This is a genomic window from Pediococcus damnosus (assembly GCF_001611155.1).
In the GTDB taxonomy this organism is placed as follows: Bacteria; Bacillota; Bacilli; order Lactobacillales; family Lactobacillaceae; genus Pediococcus; species Pediococcus damnosus.
In genome coordinates, this window is sequence record NZ_CP012294.1 from 1,519,386 (window position 1) to 1,538,456 (window position 19,071).

Here is a 19,071-nt window from a genome sequence, read left to right on the forward strand (position 1 = left end):
TAAAAGCTTTTTGTAAATGAGGTGAGCAAGGCGCCTCGTTTTCAAAAAGCTTTTTGATTCCGGCCATCGCTGCTAGTAATTCCCGTCCGGGGTAGTGTAGAATGGACTCTGTAGTGATAAAGATATTGAGAAGTTGGAGCGATTAAATGTATCGAAGAAAAATGCCCGCGAAAATTTGGGCGCGCGGCAAGAAAATTGTTCAAAATGATAAAGTTCATATTGAAAAGATTGATAAAACGAATAAAGTGGTCAAGGCGACAGTTTTTGGGACGTATCCGTATGCCGTGGAAGTTAATCAAGCTGATCCAGATGCTGATTCTTGTGAATGTCCGTATTTCCCAGGAAATGGCTACTGCAAACACATTGCGGCTGTGATTGAATATTTCAAAGCACAAAATACACCGATTGAAGCCTTATTTGATAATGATGAATCGAATGCCCTCGATGATGGGAAAACAACAATGTCCACACATTCTCATTCGAAGCCAGTAACCAACTTTCCCGAAATTAGAATGGTACATAGAAAAAAGCCCCAGGCTGATGAGTATGGTGAGCTGTTTTTGAAGAACCTAGATATTCCTGAAAAGCAGTATTTTCAACCCCTACCAGAAGCGGCTGCTGAGCCCTTAAGTTTAGAAGTGACCTTAATGGTCGGTCAAGTTAATGAAGGTTTGGACTACGATACCTTAGAAAATCGATTTTTTATAAAATTCCGAGTGGCCGCTCAGTCTGACCAAAGATTTTATATTGTTAATAATTTAGATCGCTTTTTTGAAGCTTATAAAAATAATGACGTGTTTCAAACGGCTGGTAAAGCTGACTTTCAACTAGGTAAATCGGCATTTTCTGAAACTGATCAGAAATTGTTGGATTTCATTGTTGAAGCTGGCAAACCTGATTTTACCGGGAACAGCACCCTTAGTCCCAGCAAGTATTTATTGCTATCAACGTCACATGTTTCACAATTCTTCAAACTTTTTGAAGAGTTACCTGATTTTAAATTTCAACAAGCAGAGCATAAAACGGTTTTTAATGAGATTATCTACAAACAATTCCAACCAGATGATGGGTTGCTTGAAGGCACGTTGGCCCAAGACGACGGCTACAAATTAACGATTACAAGTCATGTGCAAACCTACGTTGCTGCTAACGCTGTTTTGATTGTGCAAAATAAGTTGTATCAAGCGACACCTCGGCAAATGGACACCGTTAAACAGATTTTGAGTGCTTACAACACAATTATGGGTAATGAAATTACGCGTAAGCTGCGTCAAGAAGCCGATGTCGCTGACCCAGCGGCGATGCATTTTGCGTGGGGTAGCGAAACTGAATTAAACGACTTCATTGAATTCTTTAAAGAAGTCGGCGTTATTACCGTGCCCAAGGTGTTTATGACCAATCAAATGACCCCTCATTTTGATCTAAGTAAAAATGGTAATGAACTTCAATTAGAGTTGAATTACGAATACGATGGCGAGTTGATTTCGAGTGCCAATATTGGCAAATACTCGAAGGCCAGCCGTAATTTAGATAAAGAAAAACAAACCAAGGATTATTTAGCGAGTTTGAAATTTAAACCGCAAAATGATGTATGGGTTAAGAACTTTGATCAAGAAGATGTGTTATATCGCTTCTTTATGCAGGAATGACCTAACCTGCGGGCAAATGGGATCGTTGCCGTTTCAGAAGATCTCCAAGCATTATTGCATGATTCGAATGACTTGAAGCCAGCGGTGGATGTTTCTGAAAAGGACGGCTTATTGACAGTTAAGTTTTCGGTGGATGGCGTTAGTGAAAACGACGTTGACCACATGCTGGAACAACTGGATGTGGAACAACCGTACATTTCCCAATCTGATGGTTCAATTATTCTGGTTGATGACGAATTTCGGAAGGTTAGCAAGGCCCTGCTCAAGATTCGAAAACAAGGTAAGTTTAAACATGGTGAAATGCAGGTCCATGCTTCCCAAGCGCTTGCGGTTCAAGCAGCTTTAAAAGATACGGCGAACTTTGATGAAAAGTTTCAAGCATTGTCTACCAACTTAGCCCACCCAGAAAAATTCGAAGTTAAGACGATTAATCCGGTTAACGGAACGTTGCGTCCTTACCAAGAAGTAGGGGTCAGATGGTTAGAAATGTTGGATTCCTACAACTTCGGCGGGATTTTGGCCGATGAAATGGGACTCGGTAAAACAATACAGATGATCGCCTTTTTGATGAATCATTTGGATGAAAGCAAGCCAGATTTGATCGTGTCACCAGCTTCCCTAATTTATAACTGGCAAGAAGAATTCGCGAAGTTTGCGCCGAATGTGACGACCCAGGTAGTGGATGGCAACAAAGAAAATCGCCGTGAATTGATTGAAAAGGGTAAAACGGAAGTCTTAATCACGAGTTACAACAGTGCGCGTTTGGATGTGGCCGAATATAACGAGCGCAAGATCAATTACTTGGTTTTGGATGAAGCGCAATATGTTAAAAATGCCAGTACCAAAACGAATCAGAGCATTCGCAAACTAACACCGAAAAATACTTTCGCGTTATCAGGAACGCCCATTGAAAATCGGGTGGAAGAGTTATGGGCAATTTTTGAAATCATTATGCCCGGACTATTACCTGGCAAAAAGGCGTTTAAAAAGCTCTCGCCCGAAGAAGTGGCCGTGCGGGTTAAACCGTTTATTTTAAGACGGGAAAAATCGGTTGTGCTGAAGGATATTCCGGCAAAAGTGGAAACTAATTTGTATAATGAGCTAACTACGAAACAAAAGACCGTTTATTTAGCGCAATTGAAGCAAATGCAGGTTAAGGTGCAAGGGATGACTAGCACCAGTTTTGTGAAAAATAAGTTGGCCATTTTGGCCGGGCTCACGCGTTTGCGCCAGATTTGTGATACGCCGTCCTTGTATATGGACGAGTATCGGGGTGATTCCGGTAAGCTGGAGCAATTATATGAAATCTTGCGGCAGGCGGAAGAAAATGACCGGCACGTTTTGATTTTTTCACAATTTACCAGCATGCTGGATATTATCGGCAACGAATTAACCAAACAAAAAATGGATCATTATGTGTTACAGGGAAGCACCAAACCTAAAGAACGATTGGATATGGTCAATGAGTTTAACGCTGGCGAGAAGAATATTTTCTTAATTTCGCTAAAAGCCGGCGGAACCGGATTGAATTTGACCGGCGCTGACATGGTGATCTTGGTAGACTTGTGGTGGAATCCGGCCGTTGAGGATCAAGCCACAGCGCGGGCCCATCGAATTGGCCAGACCAAGAAAGTTGATGTTTTCCGTTTAATCACAAAGGGAACCATTGAAGAACAAATCTATAAGTTACAGGAGAAAAAACGTAACTTTGTGGATCAAGTGCTGAGTGGTACTGAAAATAAAGGATCGTTGACTGAAGAAGAAGTTCGTTTGATATTAGGAATTGAATAACATTTTGTGTAGTCACCCTAAAGGTTGGAAGTGCAATGTGACGCTAATTACTGTCATTAACAGTTCAGTTTACTGAAATTAGGTTAACTGCCGTTCTCCGGCTCACTTGGCCTGAAACGGGGTGCGAGTTCTTGCGGCTATCTTTGCCACAAGAATCGACAGCGTATGAAGCATTGCGGGTTTTCGGTACGAAAACCGACCTTTATGCGTAATAGCGGGCACGATTTGAAGCCAAGCAGGTCACTTGTCTTCAAACTCGACCTTTATCTAAGCAAAAATCGCTAAGATAAATTTCACCCCCTGAGGCCAAACGCCTCCGAACTGGGGAAGTCGCTGTCTTTTTAACCTTTTTGTAGTTACTAAAATAAGCTCCGTTATTGGATTAAAAACCAGTAACGGAGCTTATTTTTTAGTTTTAAAATTAACTCATTAATTGATAAAGACTAGTTTGATGGTATTGCGTAAGTTGTCTTCGTATTAAACTTGGAAGGAGTCGTAATGTAAAATGGATCGTTAGGAATCAATTCATAATGAGTCTGATAGGCGTAACGATCACCATCAGTAAAATGTTGGGCAGCAAACCCAAAGTAAGTTTTCTTTTCAGTGTGGCATCCCGCGATTGATTGGGCATGGCCATATGAACTCCCGGCATCTTTAAATAAGAAAATAAGCATTGATTGATAGATGCCACCCTTTAAGTCTGCCAATGTGTTGTATTCAGATTTGTTAGTACTTTCCAAGACAGACAGGTTTTCATAGTATTGTTCATCGGCATTTAGACCAAATGATTTGGCTGCCTTTTGAATGGCCGGAACATCATGAGCACTCTTCTCCATAAGATTCCAATTGTCAGCCATGTAGCCTTTATTAACAGCAGAGGCAAAGTCAATGGCACCTTTTGAAACAGTCACACCAGGATTGCCAGCTTGTTTGCGAATGTTATTAATTAATTGAGCCGCAAACTGAGTTAATTGTAACTGAATTGTTGATGATAATTTGTTTACATCATCAATTTTTACAGCCTGGTCACTTGATGATTGTTTATAAGTTTGAGCTGAACCAGTTTTTGCAAATTTATCAATGGCCTTAGCATCATTAGTTGTACTTTTACCAGCATCAGCATCTTTTGCATATTTTGCTAAAGCGGAGTAATAGCCAGCAGGTAACTTAATTGAGTTCTTATCAGCAGCAACACTTGGTTTTATAATTGTTGTTTTGGCTGGTTTTACGTAAGCACCTTTTGTGACGTAACCATGCCATACATAGCCATTAACCTTACTATTGTTCTTATCAATTACATGATAATAATTACTCTTGGCGCCCTTAGGTGATTTCCAAGTAATCGTCTGATCTACGTACCAAGTGGTGGTTGGGTAGTTCTTTAAATTATGAACAGCCTTTTTATGACCGGTATTCCAAACGGATACGGACTTGCTGGAAGCGCGGTGATATTGAACTTTACCATATTTGTGATTGTATGTAACGGTATAACCGGGAGCTTTGTAAGCACCTTTTGTCACATAGCCAGTATAAACGTAGCCATTGATCTTAGAGTTTTTTGAATCTTTCACATAGAAATAATTAGTTTTCTTACCATTATGTTTGAGTGTAATCTGCTTGGTCACATTCCAAGTTGTTTTGGAATAGTTTTTAAGATAATGTAGTGCCTTAGTATGACTGGCATTCCAAACTGTCCCAGTTGAACTCTTCCGATGGTAAGCCGTTTTCTTAATGTTGCGACTGGCTACTTTCTTGTAACTAGAACTAGCCTGAACGCTGACGGCTTGACCCAAAAGTGAAGGCGTGATCACACCAGCACCAACCATGTTGACGGAAGCCAACGTAGCTACTGCAATTTTACTTAGTTTGTTCATTGCAAATCCCCCTATAGTTTATATAACATCTAAATGATAGCACTTTTATTCTTTATAGTGTATACAAATTTGGAATTCTAATTAATCTTGCTATAAGAATATTCATAAACTCGTTATTTTTAATATTCATTTAAAGTTGGATGCTTAACCTAATCTTGAGGAATGCTGGAAACTCAATTGATTTTGTGAGCACACGGAGTATAATTAATAAGATGTAATCACCAAACAGCTCCTCAATAATCTAATTATTGGGGAGTTTTGAGCATAAAAGTATGGAATCTTTTCTTGCTAAATTAATTTGTTAGTGGTTTTAGATTATTTTTTTATTTAGGAAGGAAGTTACAAAATGGATGTCATACATACGCATCAAAGATCAAAGAAGTCATTCTGGTTAAAGGTAACAATGGTTATGATCAGTCTCCTTATTTTTACGGGGGTTGCTACTCAGCATGCCCAGGCGGCCACGCTAAATTCACAGATTCCGGATCTGTCTGAGTGGCAAGGAGAACTTTCTGCTAGCCAGGTTAAAAAATTGGCAAAAGTTGAGCCATTTATTATTTTGCGGGTGCAACAAGGCAGTGATTATAAGGATAAATATTTCTCTCATAACGCGGCATTGTGTCAGCAATATGGTTTGAAATATGGCGCTTACTCATATAGTCAGTATTCAAGCACATCGGATGCTAAACAAGAGGCAAAAGATTTATATAATCGGGCTCCAAATGCTAGTTTTTATGTAAATGATTATGAAGAGCAAACAGTTACGAGTGGCACCACCAACTCGGCAACCAAGGCTTGGTATACAGAATTACATAGTTTAACAAGTAAACATGTTCTGTTTTATTCTTACAATAGTTTTGCCCAATCATATGCAGCTAGTGCACTTAAAAGTTACGATGGTTTTTGGTTAGCAAGTTATACACAGGCTGAACCAACTGGAATTTCACATGTGCTCTGGCAATATACCGATGAATGGAATTGTTCCCCAATCGGCGAGCTTGTAGATGCCAGCCTGAAGAAGGGCAAAACAAATTCTTGGTTCGTGGATTCTACCAGCAACGCCATCAGTTATAAAAAATATGTCACCGAAAATGGTGCTAAATCCAGTTACACCATTTGGAAGAATTTGTCGTTTACTGCGAAGAGTGGGCAAACGGGCACCTCTGGCAAAACGTACTACGCAAAATATTATTATAAACATAGTAATGGCAGTACCTACCTATCGCTTTATGATAAGAACGGCAAGTGGGTTGGCTATGTGAATGCCAACGCAATGACGGTGATGACGGCGCATTCCTTCAATCATTCCGTAACAATTTATGACCCAAATTACACAGTTTGGAATAACTTTGTGTGGGCCAATGTTAAACATTACAGTAAAAATTATGTGAATCAGCAGTTTACCGTTAAGTACCAATATTACCGAGGCAACGGTCAGGCATACTACTCCCTTTATAAAGGAAATACATGGTTTGGTTATGTGAATGCCAACGCCACTTGGAAAGCCATTGGGACCAACAAGACGGTCCAAATTGCGAAACAGAATCAAACAATTTGGCGCAATCTTTCGTTTACAAAAAAGTATGGCAGCACCAATACTTATTACGGCCAAACGTATACGGTGAAATATTATTATAACCATCCAAACGGGAGTACTTACTATTCCTTATACAACGGAAAGACCTGGATCGGTTATATCAATAAAAACATGGTTACGAGTAATTAGGGGAGGCAAATCAAATGAAAAAACAAGTCGTATTAGCAAGTTGTAGTTTAATTTTAGGAGTTGCACTTCTTGGAATTGGTGGTGCAAGCCATTCACAAAATGCCGCCACCATTCATGCGGTGACAACGCCGGCCAGCAGTGGGTTAGCAGCCCCAGAAAAAGTGGATGGCACGAATACTGAAGTTCAGTCTGTGACTGGCAATAGTACCAGTGGCAAAGTTACCTACACAAATGGCGCCAACACGGCCACCGCAGCAACTTATAAACAGAATAAATACCAAAGTAACAGTCAGGCAAAGAGTAGTTTTGCTAATTATCATAATGTGACTGAAACCAATGGCCCTAAAATCACTCTTGCAGACGGAACCAAAGCCGTTAAACAGGGCGTCATGGGACATGTTTATATTCAGTGGCAAAAAAATGGTTGGGATGTGACCGCAGTGGCAAATTCTGATCAAATGGGCACGGGAACAGTGAATAGCTCGAATAAAGCTGCAACCAAAGTGGCTAACAAAGTGCAAAAGACGTTGAAATCAACCAAAGTGACAACTAAAAAAGTTACGCATGGTGATGTGGTAGTTTACAATTCTAATCAAACTAAACCAGCGAACAGCATTAGTTGGCAACAAGGCAAAAAAGTGGCGCGAGTCACTGGCGTTAACGCAAAGACAACCGCAAAGATTGCTAAAGATACTTTGAAATAAAAATTTTGATTTAATAAAACCCCAACCATTGATTTGGCTGGGGTTTTATTAGTTATTTAGTTATTTAGTTTTTTGTTAGCGATAGCATCGGTTAGCGTTTGTGAAAAATTTAGTTTTAACTCTTTACCGAGTTTGTCGGCCCATTTTGGAATTGTTAATGTTTTTTTGATTGGCTGACCGGAATCAATATAGCCAGTTAGATCAACTAGTACCATTGAAACAAAGGATAAAGCAGGATCATATTTAAGATCATTAGGATAAGGATTATCTTTTTTTAAGGAGAGCGATTTAATATCAGATGGCTTAGGCAAATTACGATTATTCTCTAAAGAGTCAGCAATCGTAATGCCAAGCCAATCAGAAGCCATTGCCATCGCATCAGAAATACTTGTTCCTTGGGTGGCCGAGTTTGTGAAATCTGGAAATGTGATAAAAAAAGGAACTTTCTCTGATTTATCATAATAGAATAACGCTGGATAACTAGCAAACATAAAAATTCCTCCTCAAATAGATTACAAATGAAGTTGACTACTCTCTAAGTCAGCTTCTTTTTTTATAGCACGTTCAGTAAATTTATTAAGCTCCCCATGGGGCACAGTGATAGGTCGTTTTACCGGTTTCGACATTTTGATGTGGGATCCTTTACCACCAGAAGATTTGATCCATCCATTAATTTTTAGTAACTTAACCATTTGTTTTTGGGTCATCGGCATTATGCACAAACTTTCTGACAGTTATTATTTTACACGTGTAGTACGTGTTACGTCAAAGCATATTATCTATTGAGTAAAAATAATTATTTGTTTTGAATTTTCATTCTCTATATAAACTACGCAGTTTTGGACAATGTTTTTTAAAGCGAAGTTTGAACAAAAAATAAAAACCCCCGACCAAATTAATGGTTGGGGGACATACTTATGCGCGCAAGAATAACTGTATTGAATATCAGTTGATAGTTGTCAGTATTTATTAATCATCAATTACCTCAGCACCAACGTCCGATCCGAAATCTATTTGTGGTGTGTCGATGCTGCCATACTTGGCGACATGTGCGTTAACCTTGTCCCAAAAAGTATCCTTTTTTTGATCCATGATATTCAGCTCCTTATGCTTCTTCCATTTAGAGTTTATTAGTAAGTGGTCTTTTAGTCAATTAACTCACTTCAACAGTATGTGTCAAGTTTTAGTAGGTTGTACTTCTAATTAGATTTTATTTAAGCTTTTACCTGCTTTTTGTTCCGTTCCGGCGCTGATGTGGGGCCGTGTGGGTCGCTTGCGAGCTAACTTCTGTCCCTCATCAGGCCAGAAGTGGATCTCTCCAGTCTTCCCATGTCTCTAAGCGATAAATCGCCAAGTGACATCGACACACTCTTTCATCAACGCCTCCACTACACCTATTATTCAGGTTTTACGAAATAATCTTCACCAAATTACCCATAGCACTACTGGTTGCTGCATCTAGGTGAAGACTACCATGCTTGATTCCTTGATGTTGCGTAAAGGGTTGCTTAAGAAAATGACTTGCAGATATGTTAACTGGTTTGACGTTTATTGGTGAGGCGGCGGGGACATTTAACATTGCCGCTTCCAGTTGACCATTAATTTCACTCGTAATCACATTGACCATTGCTTTTAAGCCAGGTATACTCCAAGAACGACCTTGATGCTTTAATCGGTACGTAAAACGACGATGGTTACTTTCACAACCACCCAAGCACACATTTTCAGCCGTTAAGCTGCGCTCAACAGCTGGTTTTAAGTAATTCCAATTACGCTTCAAATAACGCCGTAAAAGTTGAATTGACTCAAGACTATCTGTATCGCTAGCTATTGATTCACAAGTATCAAGAATAACCTGAATTTGGTCACTATCCCAATTATGAACAGCCTGAAATAACATATTTTGTAGTTTCTTAGGCATCATGCTTAATCGCTTACGAATTTTTCGATTCAAGTGATAACAATCTAAAAAATGTTCATGTTTTTTTGCCCCAATTGCTAATTCATCAAAGCAGGATGGTTCATAACCACTGCCATTATCGCTACCGGTGATCACCGTAGTGTGTTGTAAATCATAGTTTTGACTTAAATAATCTTGTGCTTGCTTAAAAACTACTCGGCGGTTTAATCCTGTAAACACATGCCGGTTTAGCGTCTGTCGGCGCTGGCCATTTTGGGTAATGCCTTCCGTTAATTGAAGTCGGTGCACGAAGATATTCTTATGGTGGTGTTTAGCCTTTATGGCGACACAAAAGGCATCACCTTCTAGATATAAATAAGGAACTTGACGTTTCTTTGCTACAGTTACTAACGTGGTTTCTTCACGCTGCTTTTCACATTGCGTACCTGCTGTTTGATAAAGTTGACCAACTTTCTGATGACTGATAGAAAGTGGGGTTAAAAGGTTAACAGCCAAAGCTGTTGTCCGTAAAACACTATGTGAAGCTAGCTTGGCAACCTTTTCGACCATTAAGGGTGAAAATCTACTTCGTGGAATTAACTGCAAATAACGATCTAAAGGAAATACATATTTTTTATCAGTTAGTTTCACTAACCGGCGTTTGAAAGTCACGGCCCCACACATAAAATTCAAAGTTCTTTCGCGCTTGCCCACAATTTCTTGGTATTCTGTTTCGCCAATTAGAAGATCATCAAGATCTTCTAACGCCTGGCCTAAGGCAGTGGCAATCAACGTCTGACACTGCATCATTAAATTCTGTTCCGCATCAAATAAATTATTACTATCCTTTAAAACTGTCATGATTTCTGTTAATATTTGAGACATGAAGACCGTTACCTCCTAATTTTTGGCTGCTATACCTAATTAGAAGATTAACGGTCTTCTCTTGTTTTGAAAAGACTTTTTTTCACTTTCCTACTAAAACTTTACACTAACACTTCAACATTGTAAAAGTTAGTCGTTAGTTTGATATACTAAGGCTAAACAATAAAATGAGAGGAGGGTTACAATGGCAAAATTTCATTCTGGTTTTCGTCAGCAGCAGCGGGATACAAAACACAAACAACAAGCGGATCACCGGAAAAAATTGGCTGAGTTTCGAAAACAGCAATTGGATCGGCAAGCTAGCGAGACAATTGCGCCAGAAGCCACCGCTAAATCACAGTCATCATTGCCGAAAAATGATCACGAGAAGACAAAGTATCGGAAGTTAAAGCAGCAGTATACCAAACTCCAAAAGAAATTGGTGGCCAGTGGTAAACAAAATTTACAGTTAAGTCAGCAATTAAATAAGCAAAAACGAAACGCTAATCAGACTAATTTGCAACAAAAATTACAGGCCAAAGACCAGCAACTTAAGGATAATGAACAAGAGCTGCAACAAAAAGAAGCGGTGATTAAACGGCTCCTCGCAGAAAAATCCCTCGCAAACGATGAAGTACTGGCGATTCATGAAGAAATGCAAAGAACTAAAGCGAACTTTACCATATTAGCTCGCCACGTCAAACCAAAGTTAGCTGCCGATGAACATCAAAAACAGGTTCAAAGTTTATCAAACGTGTTAATCGGTTTTTTAGCGAATCGTTATCTTGGGCAGAAAACACATTATTACCAGTTATCAGCAGCTGATATGCTCAAATTATTTAGAGAAGAGATTAAAAATCAAGAAACAACCAAAGCTGAAATGAAAACCGTTCACCAAGAAAATCAACAGCTAAAAATACAAATTAAAGCTGCTCAAAAAGCGGCCAATCAAGCTAATTTAAATCGCCAAATTATCAGTAACCGTTTTGAATCCTTGGTAAATTTCAACGTTGAACACCAATTGCATCGCGTTTCGACTAAAACATTATTGGAAACGTTAATGACGAGAGTTGGGCGAGCGGATCTATCCGAATTCGATTTATTGGAGCGTTTATATGATGCCTATATGCGGCGTGTTGAGCCTCAAATGGCGCAAGAAGTTGAAAATCAAGATCCGCAGATTCGGTTTGGGTTTATTCATATCACAGAGAATGTCACAACATTTACCGACGTGAATTTTGTCATTCACTATAATGTTAAAAATCCGAAGCAACTTGAATTGGTAAATGGCAATGCATACCGTGGTCGTTTGGTACAGGACGATACAGAACTTGTTTTAGAGAAAGCTTTGCCATTTTTCAAGCGGCGTTTGGAGCGAGTGGCGCATCATAATCATAAACAACGGCTATCGACGAACAAAGTTATGCCTGAAGTGAAGTCAGCTTTGGATGGTAAGCAGGTGTTGATTGCCACATGGAAACGGAATTTTGATTATAAGGAATATTTGAAGCCATTTGGCGTAATCACGACGGTGGCAGATACGGCCGAAATTAAGGGCGACCGATTAGCGATGCTGGCTGGGGCAAAACGATTTGATCTTGTTTTTTGTGATACCGGGGGATGCACCATAGCCAGGTAGCTATCATGGATAAATCAGTGCCAAAAAACAAACTTATTCATTTTTATCGCTTAAATACCCATGATATGGTGGGCGCTTTGCTAAGCAAATTCGGTTTGTATCCGCAACTCACAAAGTACGGTTTTGCGACTGGTGAAAATAAAGGGTACTGGTAGTAAATAAATATGAGCATTAAAGCCTGCAATTATACGGGGCTTTTTTTTGATGTTTATCGGTTTTAAAATTTCCTTAGTTAACAAAAAAGAAGCTAGCTTTCCTAAATGGCAAAAAAGCCATTAAATTGGAAGTTAGCTTCCTGAAAAGGATAGTCCATCGATTTATTAATAATTGATCGTAAAACGCGTTCACGCATTTTCAACGAGTTTATGTGATAAGTAATTGTGTAACCTGTAATCAAGAGATCACACACACAGAGTTGCGAAATCTTGCCAGATAGAGAACCGCCGTTCATTAACAGTTCTTCCACTGCAGTTTGCAAGACGACATCACCCTGTTTGGCAATTGGAGACAACAAATGGTTGGTCACAATGATTAATTTGGCACCATTCTGTTTGGCAACTTTGCAAGAATCAAAAACATCCTTTGTGCTTCCCGACAGACTAAAGGCAATGACTAAATCGTGTTCGTTCATCAACGCGGCATTTTGTGCCTGATAATGTGAATCGGTAATCGCTTCGGCTTGAATGCCTTCGCGCAGAAACCGCGAAGCCATGTCCATTGCGGTGACGCCACTTGAACCCACGCCAAAGATAAAAATTCGCTGAGCATTGTGAATGAGCTCAATGCCGCGGTTGAGGTCTTTGACGTTTACTAACGCGGAAGTGGAGCGGATGGCATCCATCAAACGATTGCTGACGAGATCCACGTAAGAATCGGGTGACTCTTTGGCTGTGTCCTGTTTATAGGCAACTTTTGCAATGGCAATTTTTAAGTCAGAAAAGCCCTGATAGTTTAGTTTTTGACAGAAACGGACAATCGTTGCGTCACCCACACCGGTTGCTTTTTTGACATCCGTTAAAGTTTGGTTGATGAGTTTATCGCCCGCTCCAATCACATAATCGGCAACTTTCTTTTCAGATTTGGTTAAATCATCATAGCGCAACTTGATTGTTTCTACATAGGTCATGGCAAATTTTCCTCCAGTTTCTCTTACTAATTATTTTACACTCCAAAAACGCAAAAAGAAATCGATTTGTTGTATCCGTTTACAATTAAAAAGTAACGTGGTATTCTTTGCTTGTGGAGAAATTATCCAATATAAATATATTATGGAGGAAAAACAATGAATAAACAAGCATTTGTCAATCAAGTTAAAGGAAATCTCATTGTATCTTGCCAAGCCCTTACTAATGAACCGATGTATACCGAACAGGGCGGCGTCATGCCTTTGTTTGCCAAAGCAGCAGAACAGGCCGGTGCCAAAGGATTACGGGCCAATTCGGTTCGTGATATCAAACAGATTCAAGCTGTGACGGATTTGCCAATTATCGGCATCATCAAACGGGATTACCTGCCAGAAAAACCATTCATTACCGCGACCGCAAAAGAGGTATCTGAATTGGTTGCCACAGGAGTTGCCGTGATTGCGTTTGATTGTACAGATCGCCCAAGACACGATGGTTTGACGGTGCCTGAGTTTATTCATCAGATGAAAGCTAAATATCCTGATCAACTTTTCATGGCCGATACTTCGACGTTTGAAGAGGGCAAAGTGGCTTATGAGGCCGGTGTGGATTTTGTGGGGACCACGTTAAGTGGCTATACATAAGAAAGCCAAACGCAAACGGGGCCTGATTTTGTTTTAATTAAAAAGTTAGTTCAAGCGGGAATTCCAACGATTGCGGAAGGCAGAATTCACGAACCGGGAATGGCAAAAGAGGCTTTGAGGATTGGTGCAATGAGTGTTGTGGTTGGTGGTGCGATTACGCGGCCCAAAGAAATTGCAGAACGATTTGTGGCAGCCATTCAGTAACTAAAAACGGTGGTCAAATTCCTTGAGTCGAGCGCTGAAACCCTTTAAGCTGAAAGTATAGCCAATGGTTGGCTAAGCCTGGGAAACTGGAAGGAGCTACTTTTTATGAGCGAAGATCAATTTCCCAAGACTCAAGCACATTTAAACCAATTGATTGCTGATTTGAGTCAGTTACAAGTCAATGTTCAACAGATTCACTGGTATATGCGAGGTCCCGAATTCTTTAAATTACATCCAAAAATGGATGACTTCAATGAAGAGTTTGCGGAACAATTAGATGAAGTGGCAGAACGGTTAATCGCTCTTGGTGGGAAACCATTTGCGACGACCCATGAATTTATCGATCACACAAATTTACCAGATGAGATAATCGAGTTTGGTCAATTTCCACTTCCTGAACTGATGCAACATTTGGATCATGATTTTAGGTACGTGCGCGATCAGTACCAACAAGGAATTGAGATCACAGATGAAGAGCACGACCTACCTACGCAGGATATGTTAAACGGCTATAAAGCCGAAATGGATAAACTGATTTGGATGGTGAGTGCCTTCTTGGATAAAGGACCACAGGAGAATGAAGCAAAGCCTGAGAGTCCTAAAGGTCCGGACGGCCCAGGAGATCCAGAGGACAATTAAGATCCGAAATAGATAGAATCGGTGCAATGACCGTAGTTCTTCACTCTGATCGGTGGAGAAGTATTTTTGTGTAAAAAAAGACGGCATACCTGGACGTATGCGTCTTTAGAGAATATTTTCCTTGAGTCATGGACTCTTCATTTCTATTACACGCTATCATCATTGCTGGAGATTGTCCATATTGACGGGTGGCTCTTCAAGGAGAATATTTTAGATTAAAGAATTTAAATTCTGAATGGCTTACAACAACTAATAATTCGTTAAAAATACAAACAATGCCATCGGTAAAAATGGTTAGGATGGGCCAATATGATACACTTGCTAGGTATGGAAATTATGGTAAAACGTGTGCTAACTTGAAGATCATTTGTTGGTTGACCCATAATCGGCTCATTAAACTGGTTCCCACGGAATTTCAAATAAATAAAAGAGCATGCCTGGTCTCAACGAATGATGTTGAAGCCTTTTTGTTCGAAAAAAGTATAGTGAAGCAAAGAATTTTATTCAATTCCCGATTCGGTAGTTTTAAGCTAATGAAGTCATTGACCTTGGTCTGTGGTTAATCTATACTAGATGCATAACTTATTAGAGGAGATTCGTCATGGCAACTTGGTTATTAATTTTCTTTCCGGCAATGTTGCCGATTGCTCCGGCCGCCGGAATCGCTGGATTAAGCATGTTGGCAAGCATGGTCGGTTTGACGTTCAGATATCGGCATGAATTTAAGTTAAAACGCGTGCTACCACCATTCATTATTTATGCGGCGGTGGCCACCTGGTCAGTGCATCTTAGTAGCGTTTTGGATACCCATGTGATGCGGATGATGTTGGGTGGTTTGCTGGTGGCGCTGTATTTGTACTTTACATTGGTCAAAAACTCGGGTGATCGCAAGTTTCCTTGGTACATAGCAGTTGGTTTTATGATTATTTCTGGATTCTTCAATGGCTTGCTGGGGATTGGCGGTCCTTTGATGGCACTCTATTTCCTGTCATTATCTAAGTCAATTCCGGAATATACGGCTAACATCCAGGGATTCTTTTTAATTGATGCTTTTTACATAAACAGTGTGCGAGTGGCCAATGGAATTCTGGTACCCCATGATGTACCTTACATCTTGGTGGGGATGGTTGCCGCTGGAATTGGAACAATTATCGCAACCAGAATTGCGTCTAAACTTGATGACCAAGTGTTTAGAAAATGGATTTACCGGTTTATTGGACTGAGTGGGATTTATTATTTGTTTTTCTAGAGCTGGGACTAAATTGATCTTGTGAAAAATAAGAAGTATTTAGCTAATGAAGCATAAATGTGATTTTTAAAATTAAATGGGATTAATTCGAAACGTCGCGACTATTTAAAGTCACAATGTTTTTTGGTTCTTCAGAATAAATCTATATTTCATAGATAAATAGTTTGAAAATTTGAATTAAAACATCAATTGATGAACTTAATGTGTATTTATATTTTGAGGGGGAGGTGCAGAATAGGAAATCCTTTTTATTTAACGAATATGTTGCATAGATGATATAATGAAACAAAATCGTTAAAAGAGGTTACTAATGCAAACAAATGAAAAAATAATTGCCTTTATGCAAGAGAATAACGGGTATATAACCAACAAAGATGCAATGCAAATTGGTATTAACAGGTTTTATTTGTCCAAGTTGGCTAAGGCTGGAGTTATTGAACGAATGGAACCTGGTATTTATGGTGACCCTGATTTATTTGAAGATGAAATGTTTAATTTACAGTATCGTTTTAAAAAGGGAATTTTTTCATATAACACAGCACTTTTTTTACATGAAATGACGGATAGAACGCCACGTAAATTTGATATGACGTTTCCACGACCATACAATACGGCATCGTTGCCTAAGGAAAAAGTTAGAGCTTATTCTCAGAAGAAAGACTTATATAATCTGGGCATTGTAACTGGGATTACACCCAATGGAAACAGTGTGAAAGTTTATAACATTGAAAAAACGCTTTGTGATTTAGTTCGCGGAAAAAATCGTAAGGACGCTGAACTAATTTCACAGGCAATGAACGAGTATGCTCAGTTAAAAAATAAAGATGTCACTAAACTTATGAAATATGCTGAAATAATGAGTGTTGAAAAAATCATTAGAAATTACATGGAGGTTTTGTTATAAAAGATCATTTTGTGAACGGTATGCAGTTTAAAGCATATTTAAAGAAGGAAGCGAAAGAACGAAATATTTCTGTACAGTTAATGCTACAAGGAGTCATGCTAGATGAATTACTCGAACGAATTTCAGTATCTAAAATGAAAAATAATTTTGTTTTAAAGGGTGGTTTTCTAATTGCATCACTAATTGGGACCAATACGCGAACAACAATGGATCTAGATACAACCATTGTGGGGTTATCAGTAACAATGCAATCGATGCAAGCAGCGGTTATTCAAATTTGTTCAATTCATTTACCCGATGATGCAATTTACCTTGAATTTAAAAAAATAGAACCTATTCGTAAAGATGATGAATACAATGGATATCGTGTTCATATCAGTGCACATTACTTTAAAATACAAACTACAATAAAAATCGATATATCTACGGGTGACAAAATCACACCTAAAGAAATGAAGTATGGGCATAAACTTTTGACTGAAGAAAGAACTATCCATGTTATGGCATATAATATTGAAACTATTCTTGCAGAAAAAATGGAATCCATTATTTCCAGGTCCATTGATAATACTAGAGCCAAGGATTTTTATGATGTTTATATGTTAGAAAAGTTAGAAAAAAAGAATATTGATTTCAAAATACTTAGAACAGCTATAAAAAATACCAGTAAAAAACGTGGTAGTTTAAGTTTAATACCTAACTATCTAAAAATACTAAAATTAATTGAGAAAAATCCAGAATTACAGAGAACATGGAGAGTTTATGCAGAAGATAATGATTACGCGATGAATATTGAATTTTCAGAAACGTGTTTGGCAGTACGTCGACTTTTTGATTGTATTTTCGAGAAAAGTAAATAGTGGTAGACAGTTTAATTTAGTATTGAAAATTGACACGAGTTGATTAAAGATTTTTTAACCTGTCAGATAAAACATTCTTATCAATAACAGATATTGAAGAACAAAGAATTAAAAAGTACGTTTCTGTTTATAAAACCAGAAATGTACTTTTGTAATCATATTTTTAATGGAATCTCATACCGCCATCAACCTGTAGGGACTGGCCTGTCACATAACCAGCAGCGTCAGAGGCAAACCAGGCAACCACTTCAGCTATATCAGCAGGTGTCGCTTCACGACCAATAGCGATTTCGGTTAAACAATCAGCCTGTTGTTGCGCAACAGTTTTATGTTTGATACTGGCGGTTTTTTTATCAATCGCGTCGCGCATTTTAGTACGCACAATGCCAGGATTATAAGCATTAACGGTAATTTTGTATTTAGCCAGCTCCTTAGCGGCAGACTGGGTTAATCCACGGATCCCAAACTTTGAAGCAGAATAAGCACTTTGTAATGCGGAAGCTTCATAGCCAGCAAGGGATGCGGCATTAACAATGCGGCCACCATGACCCTGGTTTTTAAATTGTGTTGCCGCAGCTTGAATCCCCCAATAAGTTCCCTTGAGATTAACATCCAATAAACGTTCGACGCCATTTGGGTCAGAGTCGATAAACGAATCAATAAATGCAACGCCGGCGTTGTTAACATATACGGAAAGCTCGCCTAAGTCAGCAACTGCATCAGCAACTAATTGGAAAACTTGTTCACGATTTGCGACGTCTACTAAGTAGGACTTAGCAGAATAACCATCGTCCTGTAAATCCTGTGCAACTTTGTTAGCGGTATTTTGATTGATATCTGCAACAGCGATCGCATAACCATCTTGGGCCAAGCGATGAGCGATACCCTCGCCGATACCTTGACCGGCGCCTGTAATAATAGCTAATTTACTCATATTTTTTCCTCTTCTTCTTTGATTTAAGATGTTTAGTTAGCAACAACAGATGATGTGTTTCAAATGAATTTAATTCAGACTATATGGCGGTTAAATTGGTGATGCCTAGTGTTTTTTGTAGTTTCACCTCTGTTTTGTAATTCAAAAATAAAAAAGCAGTTTCGTCCTTAATCTTTCAATAGATTAAGGACGAAACTGCTTTTCGCGTTACCACCTTATTTTAAATAACTCTCACAAGTTATTCCTTTTCGAGTACTACATAATTTGAATACTCTAGCGTGCTATCAGGCGCGTCCGCTGTCACTTAACTGATTAGCTCAGTGGCAGAAAACATTAAATTAGACCATCTTCAATTATTAGTCCCTA

General features: G+C 39.0%; 17 protein-coding genes and 1 pseudogene. 11 read left to right on the forward strand and 7 right to left on the reverse strand.

Annotated features, from left to right (window positions below; all coding sequences use genetic code 11):
* Positions 1-146 precede the first annotated feature (146 nt).
* Together ADU73_RS10755 and ADU73_RS10760 are read left to right on the forward strand one after the other, a co-directional pair.
* A complete protein-coding gene (locus ADU73_RS10755; protein ID WP_226996028.1) occupies positions 147-1,649 on the forward strand; it encodes an SWIM zinc finger family protein in 1,503 nt (500 codons plus the stop codon).
* 6 nt (positions 1,650-1,655) lie between these two features.
* Complete coding sequence (locus ADU73_RS10760) at positions 1,656-3,440, forward strand: DEAD/DEAH box helicase (protein ID WP_257722208.1); 1,785 nt, start codon at positions 1,656-1,658, stop codon at positions 3,438-3,440.
* A gap of 443 nt (positions 3,441-3,883) precedes the next feature.
* Here the strand turns inward: ADU73_RS10760 and ADU73_RS07050 are convergent, their stop codons facing one another.
* Positions 3,884-5,314, reverse strand: coding sequence for an SEC10/PgrA surface exclusion domain-containing protein (locus ADU73_RS07050; protein ID WP_056986240.1), 1,431 nt, complete (start codon positions 5,312-5,314; stop codon positions 3,884-3,886).
* Between the two features lie 346 nt (positions 5,315-5,660).
* Here ADU73_RS07050 and ADU73_RS07055 point away from each other — a divergent pair, with 346 nt between their 5' ends.
* Both ADU73_RS07055 and ADU73_RS07060 read left to right on the forward strand, forming a co-directional pair.
* Complete coding sequence (locus tag ADU73_RS07055) at positions 5,661-7,040, forward strand: GH25 family lysozyme (RefSeq protein ID WP_052694520.1); 1,380 nt, start codon at positions 5,661-5,663, stop codon at positions 7,038-7,040.
* Positions 7,041-7,054: 14 nt separating this feature from the next.
* Positions 7,055-7,744 carry a hypothetical protein gene (locus ADU73_RS07060; protein ID WP_046871691.1) on the forward strand — a complete coding sequence of 230 codons (690 nt, stop codon included), beginning with the start codon at positions 7,055-7,057 and terminating at the stop codon, positions 7,742-7,744.
* A 56-nt stretch (positions 7,745-7,800) separates the two neighbouring features.
* Here the strand turns inward: ADU73_RS07060 and ADU73_RS07065 are convergent, their stop codons facing one another.
* The 4 genes from ADU73_RS07065 to ADU73_RS07075 form a co-directional block, all read right to left on the reverse strand.
* Positions 7,801-8,235: a type II toxin-antitoxin system HicB family antitoxin gene (locus ADU73_RS07065; protein ID WP_046871692.1), complete on the reverse strand. Its 435-nt coding sequence runs from the start codon at positions 8,233-8,235 to the stop codon at positions 7,801-7,803.
* Positions 8,236-8,256: 21 nt separating this feature from the next.
* Entirely contained in the window at positions 8,257-8,457 is a 201-nt protein-coding gene (locus ADU73_RS07070) for a type II toxin-antitoxin system HicA family toxin (RefSeq protein WP_046871693.1), read from the reverse strand.
* Between the two features lie 256 nt (positions 8,458-8,713).
* The gene (locus ADU73_RS10430) at positions 8,714-8,836 is read right to left on the reverse strand and encodes an AbrB family transcriptional regulator (protein WP_100078054.1); all 123 of its coding nucleotides are present in this window, start codon (positions 8,834-8,836) and stop codon (positions 8,714-8,716) included.
* Positions 8,837-9,152: 316 nt separating this feature from the next.
* A complete protein-coding gene (locus tag ADU73_RS07075; protein ID WP_056986623.1) occupies positions 9,153-10,529 on the reverse strand; it encodes an ISLre2 family transposase in 1,377 nt (458 codons plus the stop codon).
* A 184-nt stretch (positions 10,530-10,713) separates the two neighbouring features.
* Here ADU73_RS07075 and ADU73_RS07080 point away from each other — a divergent pair, with 184 nt between their 5' ends.
* Positions 10,714-12,147: a hypothetical protein gene (locus tag ADU73_RS07080; protein ID WP_062913328.1), complete on the forward strand. Its 1,434-nt coding sequence runs from the start codon at positions 10,714-10,716 to the stop codon at positions 12,145-12,147.
* Between the two features lie 5 nt (positions 12,148-12,152).
* The gene (locus ADU73_RS10520; RefSeq protein ID WP_158510933.1) at positions 12,153-12,302 is read left to right on the forward strand and encodes a hypothetical protein; all 150 of its coding nucleotides are present in this window, start codon (positions 12,153-12,155) and stop codon (positions 12,300-12,302) included.
* A gap of 101 nt (positions 12,303-12,403) precedes the next feature.
* Here the strand turns inward: ADU73_RS10520 and ADU73_RS07085 are convergent, their stop codons facing one another.
* Entirely contained in the window at positions 12,404-13,273 is an 870-nt protein-coding gene (locus tag ADU73_RS07085; RefSeq protein WP_046872188.1) for a MurR/RpiR family transcriptional regulator, read from the reverse strand.
* 156 nt (positions 13,274-13,429) lie between these two features.
* Between ADU73_RS07085 and ADU73_RS07090 the strand changes: the two are divergent.
* The 5 genes and pseudogenes from ADU73_RS07090 (at position 13,430) to ADU73_RS07115 (ending at position 17,771) form a co-directional block, all read left to right on the forward strand.
* Positions 13,430-14,119: pseudogene (locus tag ADU73_RS07090) on the forward strand (N-acetylmannosamine-6-phosphate 2-epimerase).
* A 105-nt stretch (positions 14,120-14,224) separates the two neighbouring features.
* Positions 14,225-14,758, forward strand: a complete 534-nt coding sequence (locus ADU73_RS07095) for a Dps family protein (protein ID WP_046872186.1) — start codon at positions 14,225-14,227, stop codon at positions 14,756-14,758.
* A 601-nt stretch (positions 14,759-15,359) separates the two neighbouring features.
* On the forward strand, positions 15,360-16,007 hold the full coding sequence (locus ADU73_RS07105; protein WP_062913330.1) for a sulfite exporter TauE/SafE family protein: 648 nt from the start codon (positions 15,360-15,362) through the stop codon (positions 16,005-16,007).
* 310 nt (positions 16,008-16,317) lie between these two features.
* Positions 16,318-16,911: a type IV toxin-antitoxin system AbiEi family antitoxin domain-containing protein gene (locus ADU73_RS07110; RefSeq protein ID WP_046872183.1), complete on the forward strand. Its 594-nt coding sequence runs from the start codon at positions 16,318-16,320 to the stop codon at positions 16,909-16,911.
* 20 nt (positions 16,912-16,931) lie between these two features.
* The gene (locus tag ADU73_RS07115) at positions 16,932-17,771 is read left to right on the forward strand and encodes a nucleotidyl transferase AbiEii/AbiGii toxin family protein (RefSeq protein ID WP_046872182.1); all 840 of its coding nucleotides are present in this window, start codon (positions 16,932-16,934) and stop codon (positions 17,769-17,771) included.
* A gap of 163 nt (positions 17,772-17,934) precedes the next feature.
* On the opposite strand, the gene ADU73_RS07120 is transcribed toward ADU73_RS07115, so the two are convergent.
* Positions 17,935-18,705 carry an acetoin reductase gene (locus tag ADU73_RS07120; protein WP_062913331.1) on the reverse strand — a complete coding sequence of 257 codons (771 nt, stop codon included), beginning with the start codon at positions 18,703-18,705 and terminating at the stop codon, positions 17,935-17,937.
* Between the last annotated feature and the right edge of the window lie 366 nt (positions 18,706-19,071).